General features: G+C 43.5%; 11 protein-coding genes. 8 read left to right on the top strand and 3 right to left on the bottom strand.

From position 1 onward, the window contains the following. Positions 1 to 129: 129 nt before the first annotated feature. From ABNK31_RS07270 to ABNK31_RS07305, 8 genes are all read left to right on the top strand, one after another. Entirely contained in the window at positions 130 to 1,569 is a 1,440-nt protein-coding gene (locus ABNK31_RS07270; protein WP_418895006.1) for a TolC family protein, read from the top strand. A 73-nt stretch (positions 1,570 to 1,642) separates the two neighbouring features. Continuing rightward, the gene (locus ABNK31_RS07275) at positions 1,643 to 2,656 is read left to right on the top strand and encodes an efflux RND transporter periplasmic adaptor subunit (RefSeq protein ID WP_418895376.1); all 1,014 of its coding nucleotides are present in this window, start codon (positions 1,643 to 1,645) and stop codon (positions 2,654 to 2,656) included. Positions 2,657 to 2,749: 93 nt separating this feature from the next. After that, positions 2,750 to 5,899 (top strand): efflux RND transporter permease subunit, encoded by a 3,150-nt coding sequence (locus tag ABNK31_RS07280; protein WP_418895007.1) that lies wholly within the window; start codon positions 2,750 to 2,752, stop codon positions 5,897 to 5,899. A gap of 14 nt (positions 5,900 to 5,913) precedes the next feature. After that, on the top strand, positions 5,914 to 6,207 hold the full coding sequence (locus ABNK31_RS07285) for a PG0541 family transporter-associated protein (RefSeq protein WP_418895008.1): 294 nt from the start codon (positions 5,914 to 5,916) through the stop codon (positions 6,205 to 6,207). Positions 6,208 to 6,988: 781 nt separating this feature from the next. Further along, positions 6,989 to 8,416 carry an aspartate ammonia-lyase gene (gene aspA / locus ABNK31_RS07290; RefSeq protein ID WP_418895009.1) on the top strand — a complete coding sequence of 476 codons (1,428 nt, stop codon included), beginning with the start codon at positions 6,989 to 6,991 and terminating at the stop codon, positions 8,414 to 8,416. Between the two features lie 62 nt (positions 8,417 to 8,478). Continuing rightward, a complete protein-coding gene (locus ABNK31_RS07295; RefSeq protein WP_418895010.1) occupies positions 8,479 to 9,795 on the top strand; it encodes an anaerobic C4-dicarboxylate transporter family protein in 1,317 nt (438 codons plus the stop codon). A 33-nt stretch (positions 9,796 to 9,828) separates the two neighbouring features. Further along, the gene (gene ansB / locus ABNK31_RS07300; protein ID WP_418895011.1) at positions 9,829 to 10,887 is read left to right on the top strand and encodes an L-asparaginase 2; all 1,059 of its coding nucleotides are present in this window, start codon (positions 9,829 to 9,831) and stop codon (positions 10,885 to 10,887) included. A gap of 11 nt (positions 10,888 to 10,898) precedes the next feature. Further along, on the top strand, positions 10,899 to 12,053 hold the full coding sequence (locus ABNK31_RS07305) for a porin (protein ID WP_418895012.1): 1,155 nt from the start codon (positions 10,899 to 10,901) through the stop codon (positions 12,051 to 12,053). Between the two features lie 120 nt (positions 12,054 to 12,173). Here the strand turns inward: ABNK31_RS07305 and ABNK31_RS07310 are convergent, their stop codons facing one another. The 3 genes from ABNK31_RS07310 to pheS are packed head-to-tail and all read right to left on the bottom strand — an operon-like array spanning position 12,174 to position 15,181. Continuing rightward, on the bottom strand, positions 12,174 to 13,052 hold the full coding sequence (locus ABNK31_RS07310) for a DUF3298 domain-containing protein (protein WP_418895013.1): 879 nt from the start codon (positions 13,050 to 13,052) through the stop codon (positions 12,174 to 12,176). 10 nt (positions 13,053 to 13,062) lie between these two features. After that, positions 13,063 to 14,136: a DUF4831 family protein gene (locus tag ABNK31_RS07315; protein WP_418895014.1), complete on the bottom strand. Its 1,074-nt coding sequence runs from the start codon at positions 14,134 to 14,136 to the stop codon at positions 13,063 to 13,065. A gap of 19 nt (positions 14,137 to 14,155) precedes the next feature. Next, positions 14,156 to 15,181 (bottom strand): phenylalanine--tRNA ligase subunit alpha, encoded by a 1,026-nt coding sequence (pheS, locus tag ABNK31_RS07320; RefSeq protein ID WP_418895015.1) that lies wholly within the window; start codon positions 15,179 to 15,181, stop codon positions 14,156 to 14,158. Between the last annotated feature and the right edge of the window lie 9 nt (positions 15,182 to 15,190).

Here is a 15,190-nt window from a genome sequence, read left to right on the forward strand (position 1 = left end):
GCGTTCGTTTTTTATAAAGAAGAAATAATCTGTTTGGCACGAAGCGGAAAGTGCCCTTTCAAGGGGGAAGTTATCGTACGATATAGCAAATGGATTATCAAATACTGCTAAAAAAATAAATAATATATAATGATGAAGATAGAACGTTCAGTTATGATTTTGCTGCTTCTCGGCGTATTGTTTGGGTTATGGGCGACAACTGCGTATGCACAGCAAACCGATACGTTGCGTATCGACTTAAATACGGCATTGGATATTGCTTTGAGCGAAAACCCCAACATGAAGGTGGCCGATATGGAAATCACTAAAAAACAATACGCGAAGAAATCGGCCTATGGCACGCTTCTTCCTCAGATTGACCTTATCGGCCAATATCAACGCACCTTAAAGCGACAGACAATGTATCTGGATGGGGATTTTAGTATGCTGGGAAATTTCGATCCCTCCAAATTCACCCCTGAGGAATTAAAAATTCTCGATGTGTTGGGGCGCGCTATGGCTCCTGCCGAGGGAGGCAGCTCCAACGAAGGCATTCAAGTGGGGCGTAAGAATTCATGGACGACGGGCGTAAACGTGAGCCTGCCGTTGGTGGTGCCGTCGTTGTGGAAAAACATTCAAATCAGCCAGGTCGATATTGAATTGGCGATGGAAGAAGCGCGATCGTCTAAGATCAACTTGCGGAATCAGGTGAAAAAAGCATTTTTCAGCCTTCTATTGGCGAAAGACAGTTACGAGGTTTTTAAAGAAACCTATCGCACCGATTCTATCAATCTCGACGATATCAAAAACAAGTTCAAACAAGGGATTGTTCCCGAATACGACGTGATTACGGCCGATGTAAGGCTTAAAAGTATCATTCCCAATATTCTGCAAGCGGATAATATGAAAAAGATCGCCGAGCTGCAACTGAAGATGCTAATGGGGATCGATTCGGAGGTGCCGATGACGGTTTCGGGCGCCCTATCGGATTATGAAGAGTCGATGTTCCAACAACTTATTCCCGCCGACACGTCGATGGTGGAGAACAGCGACCTGAAGCAATTCGATTTACAGTCGAACAAGGCACAGAAAGCGTATGAACTGCAGAAGTTGCAATTCGCTCCCACGCTGACATCGTCTTTCAACTATATGTATATGAGTCAGAATAACGATTTCCGATTTCGCGATTATCGGTGGGATCCCTACTCGGTGGTAGGCGTCACGCTTTCCATTCCGCTGTTCAACGGGGGGCAGCGTTATTACAACGTTAAACAATCGCAGATACAATTGTGGCAGTTACAGGAGCAGCGTAAGGATTTGGAGCGAAGCCTGAAACTTTCCCTGAAAAATAATATCGATTTGATCCATAAGAATATCGAACAGATCGTAGCCACTCAGTCGTCGGTGGAGCAAGCCCGCAAAGGATATGAAATTACCCGCAAAAGATACGAAACCGGATTGGGAACGATTGTGGATGTGAATGCCGCTGCGCTGGCCATGACAAGCGCCGAACTGCAATACCGAAACGCAATTTACGATTATCTGGCAGCTAAAGCTGATTTGGAAAAGGTGCTGGGATATGAGTTATGAATGATGAGGAAATTGTGAAGATTAAAACAGCTCGAATATAAAACAAAAGAAAAAAGAATATCAGGTTATGAAAATGTACAACTTTTTCAGGTTTGCACCCTTGACGGCTTTGCTGTTGCTTGCTTCTTGCGGTGGAAATGCATCAAAAGATCAGGGCGAAGAAACGAAAAGCGCCCCAAGAGTCCGTGTGGAGGAAGTGAAGTTGGTGCCGGTAGAGCAACGCTCTACTTTCACGGCCACCGTCGAAGCGGAAGCTGTCAATAACATCGCACCCGCCATCGGGGGACGTATCCGCCGCATATTGGTCGATGTGGGCTCCTTCGTGCGACGCGGGCAGGTGTTGGTGCATATGGACCGCACGACTTTATCGCAGCAGGAAACGCAGTTGGTGACGCTCAAAAGGGATTATGAGCGCTACAAGGAACTGTATGACGTGGGGGGAATCTCCAAACAACAACTCGATCAGGCGAAGACGCAACTCGATGTGGCCGAATCGTCTTTCGATAATTTGAACGAAAACACGGTGCTGACGAGTCCCATCAACGGCGTGGTGACCGCTCGCAATTACGATCCCGGAGATGTTGCTGCCGGACTGCCGGTGCTCACCGTTCAGAATATCAATCCCGTAAAAGTATTGATAAACGTGTCGGAATCATATTATAATCAGGTGGTCAAAGGGATGGAAGTTGAAGTGAACATTGAAGCCCTGAATAACGAAACCTTCAAAGGAAAGGTGTCGTTGATTCATCCTACGCTCGACCCCGTGTCGCATACCTTTCCGGTGGAAGTTCAGGTAAGTAACGGCGATCAACGCATTCGCCCGGGAATGTTTTCTCGTGTGACGATGAATTTCGGTGCGAACGACCGTCCGTTGGTGACGGATCTGGCCGTGCTCAAACAAACCGGTTCAAACGACCGCTACGTATTTGTGGAAAAAGACGGAAAAGCGATATACACCCTTGTGCAACTTGGCGCCCGTTTGGATGACAAATACGAAATCGTGTCGGGACTGGTGGCCGGCGACAAGGTGATTGTGCAGGGAAATACATCTTTGATAGACGGAACGCCTGTAGAAGTGGTTGAGTGATTATAATTACAAATTACGAATTACGAATTACAAATTGCAAAATACAAATTACGGAAACGCGCGGTAGTGCGCAATAATCAACAATAACAGATAATGAAATTATATGAATCGTCCGTAAAGAATCCGGTAGGAACCTCTTTGATATTTATCGGGATTGTCCTTATCGGTATTCTATTTTACCGGCAATTACCTATCGACTTATATCCGGAGATGGATTTGAACATCATCTCCGTCATGACGACTTATTCGGGTGCCGGAGCCGACGACGTGGAAGCAAATGTTACCCGTCCGTTAGAAGATGCGCTCAACTCTACCGAAAACCTGAAAGAGCTTACTTCGCAATCGAGGGACGGTATGTCGCTGATCATTTTGCAATTCGATTATGGCGTACCCATCGATAACATCATGAACGATGTGCGCGATAAGATTGAGATGATCTATTCGTTTTTACCGGAAGGAACCGAAAAGCCTATCATCATGAAATTCAGTTCGGATATGATTCCGGTGATGACGCTCTCAGCAACCGCCAAAGAGAGTTCCGATGCGTTGTATAAGATCCTCGACGACCAGGTGGCCAATCCGCTTAACCGTATCCCCGGCGTGGGAACCGTTTCGGTGACGGGCGCGCCGCAGCGGGAAATACAAGTGAACATCATCCCCGAAAAGCTCGAAGGGTATAACCTTTCGCTCGAACAGGTGGCACAGGTGATTGCAGCCGAAAATACCAACATCCCTGCGGGGAATTTCGATATCGGTTCGCAAACATATATGTTGCGTCTCGAAGGCGAATTCGACGATAGTCGCGAACTCAATAATATCATCGTTGGAAACAGCCAGGGACACGCCATTTATCTGCGCGATGTGGCGGTGGTAAAAGATACCGTCGAGAACCGTGTACAGGAGAATTATACCAATGGTCAACGAAGCGCTTCGATTGTGGTGCAGAAGCAGTCGGGAGCAAACACGGTGGCTATCGCCCAGGCGGTGAAAGAGCAGATACCTTTACTACAGAAAAATCTGCCGCCCGATATCAAGATCGAAACGGTCATGGATACGTCCGATCACATCATCGCCTCCATCAACAGCTTGCTGGAAACCATTATACTGGCGCTGATTATCGTGGGTCTTGTGGTGTTGTTCTTTTTAGGACGATGGCGGGCGACCATCATTATTATGCTCGCCATTCCCATCTCGCTGATCGGCTCTTTTATTTATTTGTATCTTACCGGAAGTAGTTTAAACATTATATCGCTCTCGGCTCTGACTATCACGATCGGGTTGGTGGTGGACGATGCTATTGTGGTGTTGGAAAATATCACCACGCATATCGAACGCGGCAGTCGTCCGCGACAGGCCGCCGTATACGGAACCGAAGAGGTGTCGTTGTCTATCATCGCTTCTACGCTGACGATTGTGGCGGTGTTCTTGCCCATGACGATGGTGGGTGGTTTTGCCGGTATCATGTTTAAGCAATTGGGATGGATGGTTTCGATCATCATCACCTTATCGCTTATCATCTCCATGACGCTGACTCCGATGATGTCGTCACGGATGCTTCGATCCGAAAAAGATCGGGTGGCCGGGGCATTCGACAAATGGTACAACAAGCATATTCTTCCGATGCTCGATGGTCTCGATTCCTGGTATGCCCGTGTGGTAAACCGCGTGGTGCGGCATCGGGGTTTGGTGATGACGGTGATGGTGGTCGTCCTTATTGCCGGAATGATTGTCAGCTTCGTCACGTTAAAGACGGAGTTTATGCCGGCTTCGGATAACAATGAAATTACCATGACGCTGGAAATGCCTACGGGAACCCGCATGGAAATTGCCCGCGAAACCGGCGCCAGAATATCGGATATGCTGCGGCAGAATTATCCCGAAATCGAAATCGTATCGTTTTCGGTTGGTCAAGCCGATGAAGACAATGTGTGGGCGGTTTTGTCGGAAAATGCATCCAATATCATGTCGTATAATATTCGTCTTGTAAAAGCAAACGAAAGAGATAAATCGATTTTCCAGATTGCCGATGAAATACGCGGTCAACTCTCGCTCTTTCCGGAATTGTACCGGTATAAGGTGACCAGTGGGGGAGATGAGACATCCATGACGGGTGAATCGACCTTAGACGTGGAAATATATGGATATGATTTGGCCGTTACCGACCGGATTGCCGCTGAACTTAAAGACAAGTTGACCGATATAGAGGGTCTTCGTAATGTGAACATATCCCGTAAGGATTACCGTATGGAGTACCAGATTCGGTTCGATCGCGAAAAATTATCCCTTAACGGGCTGACGATGAGTACTGCGGCAACCGCCGTAAGAAACCGGATCAACGGATTGACCATGACTCAGTTTCGCGAAGATGGCGATGAGTACGATATCCGGGTGAGATATGACGAACGCTACCGTCAGTCGTTGGAAGATATACAAAATATCTTGATATATACTCCGACGGGAGCAGCCGTGCGTGTGCGCGACCTCGGCACGGTGGAAGAAGGGGCTTCGCTTCCGCAAATCGACCGTAAGGACCGTGAACGTATTGTTACGGTACAGGCCAGTATTTATAATCGTGCGCTCAACGAAGTGGTGGTCGATATGCAGAAAGCGATCGATTCGACCGATATTCCTTCCGGCGTGGGCATACAAATCGGTGGCGCGTTTGAAGATCAGCAGGAATCGTTCGGCGAACTGGGTATGTTGTTGATCATAGTGGTGCTTCTCGTGTATATCGTGATGGCTTCGCAGTTCGAGTCGCTCACTTATCCGTTTATTATAATGCTTACGGTACCGTTTGCTTTTGTCGGCTCTTTCTTGCTGATGACGCTTTGGGGCACTTCGTTGGGTGTGATGGCTTTTGTGGGACTGATCATGTTGGTCGGTATGGTGGTGAAAAACGGTATCGTGATGATCGACTATATCAATTTGAACCGCGAGCGGGGAATGTCCATTATCACGGCTGTGGTACACGGAGGGCGTTCGAGACTTCGTCCGGTATTGATGACCACGCTTACGGCTATTTTAGGAATGGTTCCGTTGGCTATCGGCACGGGGCAAGGCTCGGAAATGTGGCAGCCGCTCGGCGTATCGGTTATCGGCGGGATGACGTTCTCAACCATTATCACGCTGGTGTTTGTGCCGGTGTTATATTCCATCTTCGGAGGAAACGGTGTGAAACGGAAACGGAAAAATCATCGTAAACAAATTCATAAAGCCCAACAGGCGGCCGATAATACACTTTAAAAACTTACGAACGTATGAAAGCAGTAATGATTATTATGAACCAGGCGCATTACACGGAAGTGGTGGATAACCTTTCATCTTTGAATATCCGTGGTTATACGGCTTGGAAGCAAGTATACGGAAGAGGGAGCAAGACGGGTGAGCCGCATTACGGTAATCACGCATGGCCTACGGTTAATGATGCGATTATGACTATTGTCGAGGATGATCGTGTGCCGGTATTATTGAAGTATTTGAAGGACTTGGACGCTCAGCATGAAAGACTCGGTCTCCATGCCTTTGTGTGGAATATCGAGGATATGATTTGAACCGGAGAAGATAGAGTTTCACAATAATACTTGCCTTGCCCGTGATTGTAAAGATTACCTCCGACAATGGAGCAGATCGTTACCGGAGGTGTCGTTCTAAGCGACACCTCCGGTTCTTAATAAATGGTTTTCGGCCTTTAACCAAATTGATAATCTTCGGCTTGCTGAATTGATATAGATAATATTTATAGTTTTCATAGAAAAAATCTATAAAGTATTTTTCTTTTTTATTTTCATTTCTAAAAAATTCCATTTACATTTGCCCCGTAGTGATAAATTTACTACCTGCCTTAATACGACAGAAATAATATATAAAATCCTGGTGAATGGATAAAATAATATATATTTCAATGTTACGCCTCTCGTTAATGAAAGTTAAAATATCGGGGGGGGTTATTTACATTATTTAACCAATTCTTAACCGTTTCTATTTTTACCTATGCATTCTCTTTCTTAGAAAGACCGACATTCCTTGTATGCTCCTCTATAATAAAAGCAAAAAATGGCATTGTCGTATTATCATCTGGGGTATTGTTTCGAATAGTATTTACGATTACTGAAATTACACTAGTTATTCCGGATGTATTTCCGGATATACAGAGAAAACCAACTCTCCTGTTCTCCAACCCTCTGTTGTTATTTTCATCAAATCAAAACAATCCGAAACAGAATCCGTATTGTCTTTCGTCAAAGACGAAAGAGATAGGCTCGGTTTTTGTTTTTTTCCTTTTTTGCATTTATCATCGTCTCTCGACGAACTTTCAAATAAAATATCTACAATATGAATAACAAAAATTTTAATTTAAGCGGCAAAACCCGCTCAGAACATGATCTTCTGGGAAATATGGAAGTCCCTGTTGAATACTATTTCGGTATACAAACGATGCGTGCATTGGATAATTTTAATATCAGTAGTTCCCGATTATATCATTATCCACACATAATCGTTGCCCTATCCGATGTGAAAGCGGCCGCAGCGGAAGCTAACCAAGAGCTCGGATTAATCGAACCGATTATTGCTAAAGCTATTGTGCAAGCATGTAAAGAAATTAGAAAGGGTAAATACCACGAATATTTTGTAGTGGATATGATACAAGGTGGCGCCGGAACGTCCGTCAATATGAATGCAAATGAAGTGATTGCCAATAGGGCATTGGAAATGCTTGGGCATTCTAAAGGCGAATACACATATTGTCATCCGAACAATCATGTGAATCGGTCGCAATCTACTAACGATACGTATCCGACTGCTATGAAAATCGCTTTGTACCGCAGTATTGGTGATTTGGTGGATACTCTTCGAAATCTCATCGTTGCCTTTCATGAAAAGGGGAAAAAATTCTCGGGCGTAATTAAAATGGGTCGAACTCAATTACAGGATGCTGTTCCCATGACCTTAGGTCAGGAGTTTGAGGCCTTTGCGGCTACTCTGGAAGAAGAAGTCTTGTTACTGGAACGTAACCGTAAATTATTGTTAGAGATAAATATGGGTGCAACTGCGATCGGAACAGGTATCAATGCCGATCCGCGTTATGCCGAAATATGTACCCGTCATTTGGCCGAAATAACCGGCCTTCCTGTAGTAAAAGCTGAAAATATGATTGAAGCGACGAGTGATACCGGCGTTTTTATCATCAATTCTTCCACTATAAAACGGTTAGCGGTAAAAATATCTAAGATATGCAATGATTTGCGGTTATTGTCTTCCGGCCCACGAACAGGTTTAAATGAAATCAATCTTCCCCCTATGCAACCCGGCTCGTCCATCATGCCGGGAAAAGTCAATCCCGTTATCCCCGAAGTGGTGAATCAAATTGCTTTTAAGGTTATAGGCAATGACCTGACGGTAACCATGGCTTCGGAAGCCGGGCAATTGCAACTGAACGTCATGGAGCCGATTATCGTCTTCTCTCTGATGGAAAGCATATCCATCCTTATTAAGGGCTTACAAACATTGCGAAAAAAATGCATCGAAGGCATTACCGCCAATGAAGAGCATTGCAAAAATATGGTACTGCACAGTATCGGCTTGGTGACGGCTTTAAATCCTTATCTGGGCTATGAGACATCTAGCCAATTGGCCGCCGAAGCGTTGAAAACGGGGAAGGGGGTGTATGAATTGGTGCTGGAGAAGAAACTTATGGAGAAAGAAAAACTCGATGATATACTGAAACCGGAAAATATGATCAAGCCTCGAAAAATGTCATAACGTACCGTTTTTATGAAAAAAAAGATTACAATGCAGATATCCATTGACTTATTGATAATAGTATGTTGTTACAACTACTGATCGTACTGATTGCGATTATCATCGGAGCCCGCTTAGGTGGGATAGGCTTAGGCGTAATGGGTGGGATAGGGCTTGCTATTCTCACATTTGTCTTCGGACTTCAACCTACCTCGCCCCCTATTGATGTGATGTTGATGATTGCGGCTGTCATTTCGGCTGCTTCTTGCATGCAAGCAACCGGTGGATTGGACTATATGGTGGATTTGGCAGAAAAGCTTTTGCGAAAGAATCCGTCCAAAGTAACCTGGATAAGCCCTATGGTAACGTATCTCTTTACGTTTGTTGCGGGAACAGGACATGTGGCTTATTCCGTTTTGCCGGTTATTGCCGAAGTGGCCACAGAGACGAAAGTAAGACCCGAACGCCCGTTGGGCGTGTCGGTGATTGCTTCCCAGCAAGCTATTACCGCAAGCCCCATTTCGGCGGCTACCGTAGCCCTTTTAGCCCTTTTGGCGCCATTTGATGTTACCTTGTTAGATATACTGAAGATTTCGATTCCCTCTACCCTTATCGGTTGTATGGCTGCTGCCTTTTGTTCTTTGAAAGTTGGAAAAGAACTTGAAAACGATCCCGAATATCAAAGACGTCTTCGAGAAGGTTTGCTAAACAGCCATGACAAGAGTAACAATAAAAAAAATTACAATAAGAGAAATGCTATTATTTCCATTGTGATATTTTTATCGGCAACCGTTTTCGTTGTGTTATTCGGCTCCATTCAATCGTTACGTCCGACCTTTGAGGCGAACGGAGAAATTACGCAACTGAATATGCCGTATATTATAGAAATACTGATGTTGTCTGCGGCGGCGCTGATTCTTGTCGTAACAAGAACAAACGGATTGGAAGCAACAAAAGGATCCGTGTTTGGAGCAGGCATGCAAGCCGTCATAGCCATTTTCGGCATTGCTTGGATGGGCGATACGTTTATTCAGGGTAATCTGACTCAGATAACTGCTTCTATTCAGGAGATCATCATGCAGTACCCGTGGATTTTCGGCTTCGCCTTATTTTTTATGTCTATTCTTCTTTATAGCCAAGCGGCTACTGTTAGGGCATTAGTACCATTAGGTATCGCATTAGCGGTATCTCCCTATACGCTTATTGCCTTATTTCCTGCGGTAAACGGATATTTTTTCATACCCAATTATCCGACTGTTGTTGCGGCAATTAATTTTGACCGGACGGGATCTACCCATATAGGTAAATATATACTGAATCACTCTTTTATGATGCCTGGTTTAGTAGCTACTACGGTAGCTATTATAGTAGGATTAGGGTTGGTACAGTTATTTTTCTGATTTATAATTTATTGATATTTTAATTTTATTCTTATGAAAACAAAAAAAAATCTATTGTTCGTAGGGCTTTTTCTATGGCTCTCATTGGCTGTAGCCTTTGCACAAAAGCCGAATGTGTACATTTTAGCAACCGGCGGTACTATTGCAGGTACCGGGACTTCTTCTACAAAAACAACTTATACTGCCGGACAAGTGGCTATCGGCACCCTTTTGGATGCCGTACCTGAAGTAAATGAAATCGCGAATGTAACCGGAGAACAAATCGTAAAAATAGGTTCTCAGGATATGAATGACGAGGTATGGTTGATTTTGGCGAAACGAATCAATGAATTGTTCGCCCGTGGCGATGTAGACGGTATTGTCATTACCCACGGAACCGACACGATGGAAGAAACCGCTTTTTTCCTGAACTTAACGGTCAAAAGCGATAAACCGGTTGTCTTGGTAGGTTCTATGCGCCCTTCTACCGCCATGAGTGCAGACGGACCTTTGAATCTTTACAATGCGGTTGTGGTGGCAGCTTCTAAAGAATCTAAAGGTAAAGGAGTCTTAGTGGCTATGAATGGAATGATTTTGGGAGCTCATAATGTATTGAAAACAAATACAGTGGAGGTGGAAACCTTTAAATCTCCCAATTCAGGCCCTTTGGGATATGTTCATAACGGTAAAGTCTTTTTCTCTGAAGTTCCCGTCAAAAAACATACATTCCAATCCGATTTTGATGTAGCTAATTTAAATGAATTACCAAAGGTCGGGATCATATACAGTTATTCAAATGTTGAAGATCATGCTTTAAAAGCATTAATCAACAACGGCTATAAAGGAATTATCCATGCGGGTGTGGGAAATGGAAATATTCATAAGAATATTTTTCCGGGACTAGTAGAAGCTCGTAAGAAAGACATATTGGTTGTCCGTTCTTCCAGAGTTCCGACTGGTCCTACCACTCTGGATGCGGAGGTTGACGACAATAAATATCAGTTTATCGCTTCGCAAGAATTGAATCCGCAGAAAGCGCGTATTCTGTTAATGTTGGCTTTAACAAAAACTTCCGATTGGAAAAAAATACAGAATTATTTTAATGAATACTAAATGACATAATTATGAAAAGAGGAATTATTCTTGTCATATATATTTGTTGCATAGGTAGTATCATTTTTGCTCAGCAAAATGCTTCTTATCCTGACGAGTCGACTTTACTCGAAAGAGTGGCCAAAGTAGAAAAGAAAGCCGACAAATTCAACTTCTTCCTCAATATGCATAGTAGCTTTGACAGTTATATCGATAACGACGGGTTTCAAGGCTCCGGTTTTAATATGCGCCAATTCCGTATAGAAGCAAAAGGAAATATCAACGATTGGCTTTCTTACCGATGGAGGCAACGATTGAACAGGCCAAATGATGCCGGAAATGCTTTTGATAATATGCCCACTTCGATTGATGTTGCAGGAATAGGTGTCAAATTGTCCGATAAACTCTCGTTATTTGCCGGAAAACAATGTGCTGCCTACGGGGGAATTGAATTCGACTTGAATCCCATAGAAATTTATGAATATAGCGATATGATAGAATATATGAGCAATTTCCTTACAGGTATTAATATTGCGTATGATATCACACCGGCTCACCAATTGCAGTTTCAGGTATTAAACGGACTAAATAATACTTTCGAGAAAACGTATATCGCGCCCGGTATTGAAAAAAGTAAACTGCCTTTTGTCTATACGCTTAATTGGAACGGAAATATGTTCGGCGGAGCTTATAAAACTCGCTGGTCGGCCTCTATCATGAGTGAAGCCAAAAGCAGGAATCAACTCTATTTAGCATTTGGCAATGATATTATATTCAGTCCTAAAGCAAATATGTTTTTTGATATCATGTATTCCCGGGAAGGTTTGGATCGGGAGGGTATTATGAGTACTATTTTACATGATGGAACAAGAAATGCGTTTGATGCCGGATACTTGTCGTTTGTTTCAAAATTCAACTTCCGGGTTCATCCTTTATGGAATGTTTTTTTACAAGGAATCTACGAAACGGCTTCTTTAACCAAAACATATGATGAATTTGAAAAAGGAAAATATCGCACATCACTGGGATATTTTACCGGAATCGAATATTATCCGATGGAAAGTAATCTGCATTTCTTTTTAACGTATGTAGGACGGGCTTTTCAATATGAAAAAAGAGCCGCTCTGACCGACTACCATACGAATAGAATTTCCGTAGGGTTCATTTATCAATTACCGATGTTTTAATGTTTTACCGGGTAGGCCGCATTGCGTACCACCGGTTCGCCCAAAAGCAGAATTAAAGGCGCTTCTAATTGAACCTGCGGAATCACGACGAGTGATTCCGCAGGCTATTTTTTTAAAAGGTTATTCTTCCGAAATATTGTTGTGAATGAATTGCTCAACCGGACTGTTGGGCTTAAGGATGTCTTTTAGTTCGGAATAGGGTATCGTCACATCAATCACACCCATTGCATAAGGGGCAATTTCGTATTGATTATATGAATAGTGGATACCTTCGTTACTCAGCCAAAAATTATTATTCGGAACGATATCCTCGACTTCGAAAAATCCTTCTGAAATCAACGAATCGGGGACGGTTACGTTATACTTTTTCATCAGATTACGGACGATTTTCTCCGTTAACGGCTTGAAATAGTTGGGGACAAAAAGGTCTTCTTCCGAAAGGGTCGTCAATTCGTTGAGATCGATATTGACGTAAGTCACGTGAAAAGAACCGTGTGCTCCGCCGGTATAATCGCTATACTCGACGGCATAACTTAGCAGCGAGTCGTTTTGGAACAATATTCTATTATCGTTATTCATATAATACCAATACCAGGAAGGTGTTTTTCCTTCCAGACGGGTTTTATCGGTATAGAAATCATCTGCTAATACCCGATACTCTGCCGTATAGTCAGCGAGATATTTATCAACCGCTTCTTCAGCCGATAGACTATCGTATTTTTGATTGTTGAAAAATGTTCCTTTCACTATTTGTTGCAGGCGGGCTAAATCTTCCGGATTACGGAACTTTTTAGGATAAACAAATCCGATGCTCACATCCGAATACGGAAGAGTCGTATCGTTTTCCTGTTCCAATAAAGGAATTCTTTTCTCCACGCGGATCGTATCAAATTCGATCGAAAAGTCATCCCCCGCTTTTTTATCTTTACAAGAAAAGAGAAGACCGAAAGAAAGGACTCCGAGAATAATAAAGAAAGAAGAGCCGTAATTTATTTTCATACGATATTTATTATTGAATAATTTGTTTGATGGCACCCAATTCAGGGTAGAAAATCACCTTAATGGGTTGCTTGAAATTGTCGAACATTTTTTTGACGAGGACATCTTGTGTTCCGTATTGTACCACATCTACATCCAATGATTGTTTGCGCTCATTCAGTTCTATGGTGAGGAGCGCCTTACCCGGAATATTGTATACCAATCCTTCCGTTAATTTCTTTTCCAGCCGATCGCGGTCTTTTTCCGATAAGGGCAAATCGACTTTGGGCGTTTTGCTTTCTAATGATAAATAAAGGGGCGCTCCGGCTAAATTATCTTTGTCCAACGGGCCTAATTTTTCCGAAAAACGAGCGACGACCTTCCGCGTAATATTTTTCTCATCGGGAGTTAACGACACCGCATGAATAAAATATTCCGTATGGACACTACCAGCAAAGAGTTCTGTAAGCGCTTTCTCCTGATTATTCAATTCTTCCATGACCACTTTATAGGCATTTCCGTCGGGAGGCATCGATTCGGCTTCTCCGGTAAGGATATCGTTGCTGCTCCGGCGTAATTGAAGGATTTGCTTCGATACCAGTTCTGCTTGTTTTGCCGTCGATCCGGCCAGAAGTATTTCTTCCGAAAAGAAGCGATGCGGATTGGATGAGGGAACGGTGGACGGCGGAACTTCCATTTCTTGTGCCGTTGCCTGTTCCGGTTGAGCATTTACCGAACAAATAACCCCGTCTTCACGCAGATAGACATAAGGCTCCAACGTGTTGGAGCGGAATTCGATCATAAAGGAATTCGTTTTGTCGGCAATGCCTTTATTGGCCACCTTTATATCCTCTACGCTATAAACCGATTTGCTTTCGGTAATCGGTTTTTCAATGCCCAAGTAGCGTTGGGCATATTGATAAAAATCGCCACGCTGATACGTGGTCTTTTTAACTAACAGTTTTATTTCGAACGATGTTTTGGGAAGCGAATAGACGATTCCGTAATCGTTCGCTTTAACGGCATTCACCCGCGTGGTTTTTTGTCCGTAAGCCGTGACGAATATTGCTAAACAAGCTAAGAGTAACAGATGTATTCTTCTCATAACAGAGGAAAATTAAAGTTTAATAAGCCGATTCAAACTGATGAAGGAAGCGGATGTCGTTATCAAAAAATAACCGTATATCGTTAATCTGATACTTCAGCATCGCAATGCGTTCGATGCCCATCCCTAAAGCATAGCCCGAATACACACTACTGTCGATACCGCAATTTTCAAGGACGTTGGGATCGACCATGCCGCATCCCATGATTTCCACCCATCCCGTATGCTTACAGATATTGCATCCTTTTCCGCCGCAAATATGGCAGGAAATATCCATTTCGGCGCTGGGCTCTGTAAAAGGGAAATAAGACGGCCGCAAACGGATACGCGTATTGGAACCGAACATCTCTTTTGCGAAGAAAAGCAAGGCCTGCTTCAAGTCGGCAAACGATACATTCTTATCGATATACAATGCTTCCACCTGATGGAAAAAACAATGAGCCCGGGCAGAAATGGCTTCGTTTCTATATACCCGTCCCGGACAGATGATGCGAATAGGCGGTTGTGTTTTTTCCATTACCCGCGTTTGCACCGAAGAAGTATGCGTACGCAGCAATATATCGGGATTGCTTTGAACGAAAAAAGTATCCTGCATATCGCGCGCCGGATGATCTTCTGCAAAATTCAACGAAGAAAAAACATGCCAATCGTCTTCCACTTCGGGGCCTTCGGCAATGGAAAAGCCCAAACGCTTAAAGATAGAGCAAATTTCTTCTTTGACCAACGAGATAGGATGGCGCGTGCCCAAAGGAATAGGATATGAAGTGCGAGTAAGATCTATTTCGCCGGATGAAGACGAGGAAGTCTCGAATTGATCTTTCAGCGATTGTATTTTGTGCTGTGTTTTCTGCTTTAATTCATTCAGGTTTTTACCTACTTCCCGTTTTTGGTCGGAAGGGATATTCCGAAACTCTTCCATCAAAGAAGACACGATGCCTTTTTTACTGAGATATTTAATGCGCAAGGCTTCCAGTTCCTCGGCTCCGGAAGCGGTTAGTTTGTCAATTTCTACAAGAAGTCCTTCTATTTTTTCAGTTATATTCATTGCGAATAG

Source organism: Limibacterium fermenti (assembly GCF_041902845.1).
Taxonomy (GTDB): Bacteria; Bacteroidota; Bacteroidia; order Bacteroidales; family Dysgonomonadaceae; genus Limibacterium; species Limibacterium fermenti.

Excerpts from the sequence above, each read along its gene's own strand:
- ABNK31_RS07270 (WP_418895006.1), top strand. The coding sequence starts at position 130 with ATGATGAAGATAGAACGTTCAGTTATGATTTTGCTGCTTCTCGGCGTA.
- ABNK31_RS07275 (WP_418895376.1), top strand. The coding sequence starts at position 1,643 with ATGTACAACTTTTTCAGGTTTGCACCCTTGACGGCTTTGCTGTTGCTT.
- ABNK31_RS07280 (WP_418895007.1), top strand. The coding sequence starts at position 2,750 with ATGAAATTATATGAATCGTCCGTAAAGAATCCGGTAGGAACCTCTTTG.
- ABNK31_RS07285 (WP_418895008.1), top strand. The coding sequence starts at position 5,914 with ATGAAAGCAGTAATGATTATTATGAACCAGGCGCATTACACGGAAGTG.
- aspA (WP_418895009.1), top strand. The coding sequence starts at position 6,989 with ATGAATAACAAAAATTTTAATTTAAGCGGCAAAACCCGCTCAGAACAT.
- ABNK31_RS07295 (WP_418895010.1), top strand. The coding sequence starts at position 8,479 with ATGTTGTTACAACTACTGATCGTACTGATTGCGATTATCATCGGAGCC.
- ansB (WP_418895011.1), top strand. The coding sequence starts at position 9,829 with ATGAAAACAAAAAAAAATCTATTGTTCGTAGGGCTTTTTCTATGGCTC.
- ABNK31_RS07305 (WP_418895012.1), top strand. The coding sequence starts at position 10,899 with ATGAAAAGAGGAATTATTCTTGTCATATATATTTGTTGCATAGGTAGT.
- ABNK31_RS07310 (WP_418895013.1), bottom strand. The coding sequence starts at position 13,052 with ATGAAAATAAATTACGGCTCTTCTTTCTTTATTATTCTCGGAGTCCTT.
- ABNK31_RS07315 (WP_418895014.1), bottom strand. The coding sequence starts at position 14,136 with ATGAGAAGAATACATCTGTTACTCTTAGCTTGTTTAGCAATATTCGTC.
- pheS (WP_418895015.1), bottom strand. The coding sequence starts at position 15,181 with ATGAATATAACTGAAAAAATAGAAGGACTTCTTGTAGAAATTGACAAA.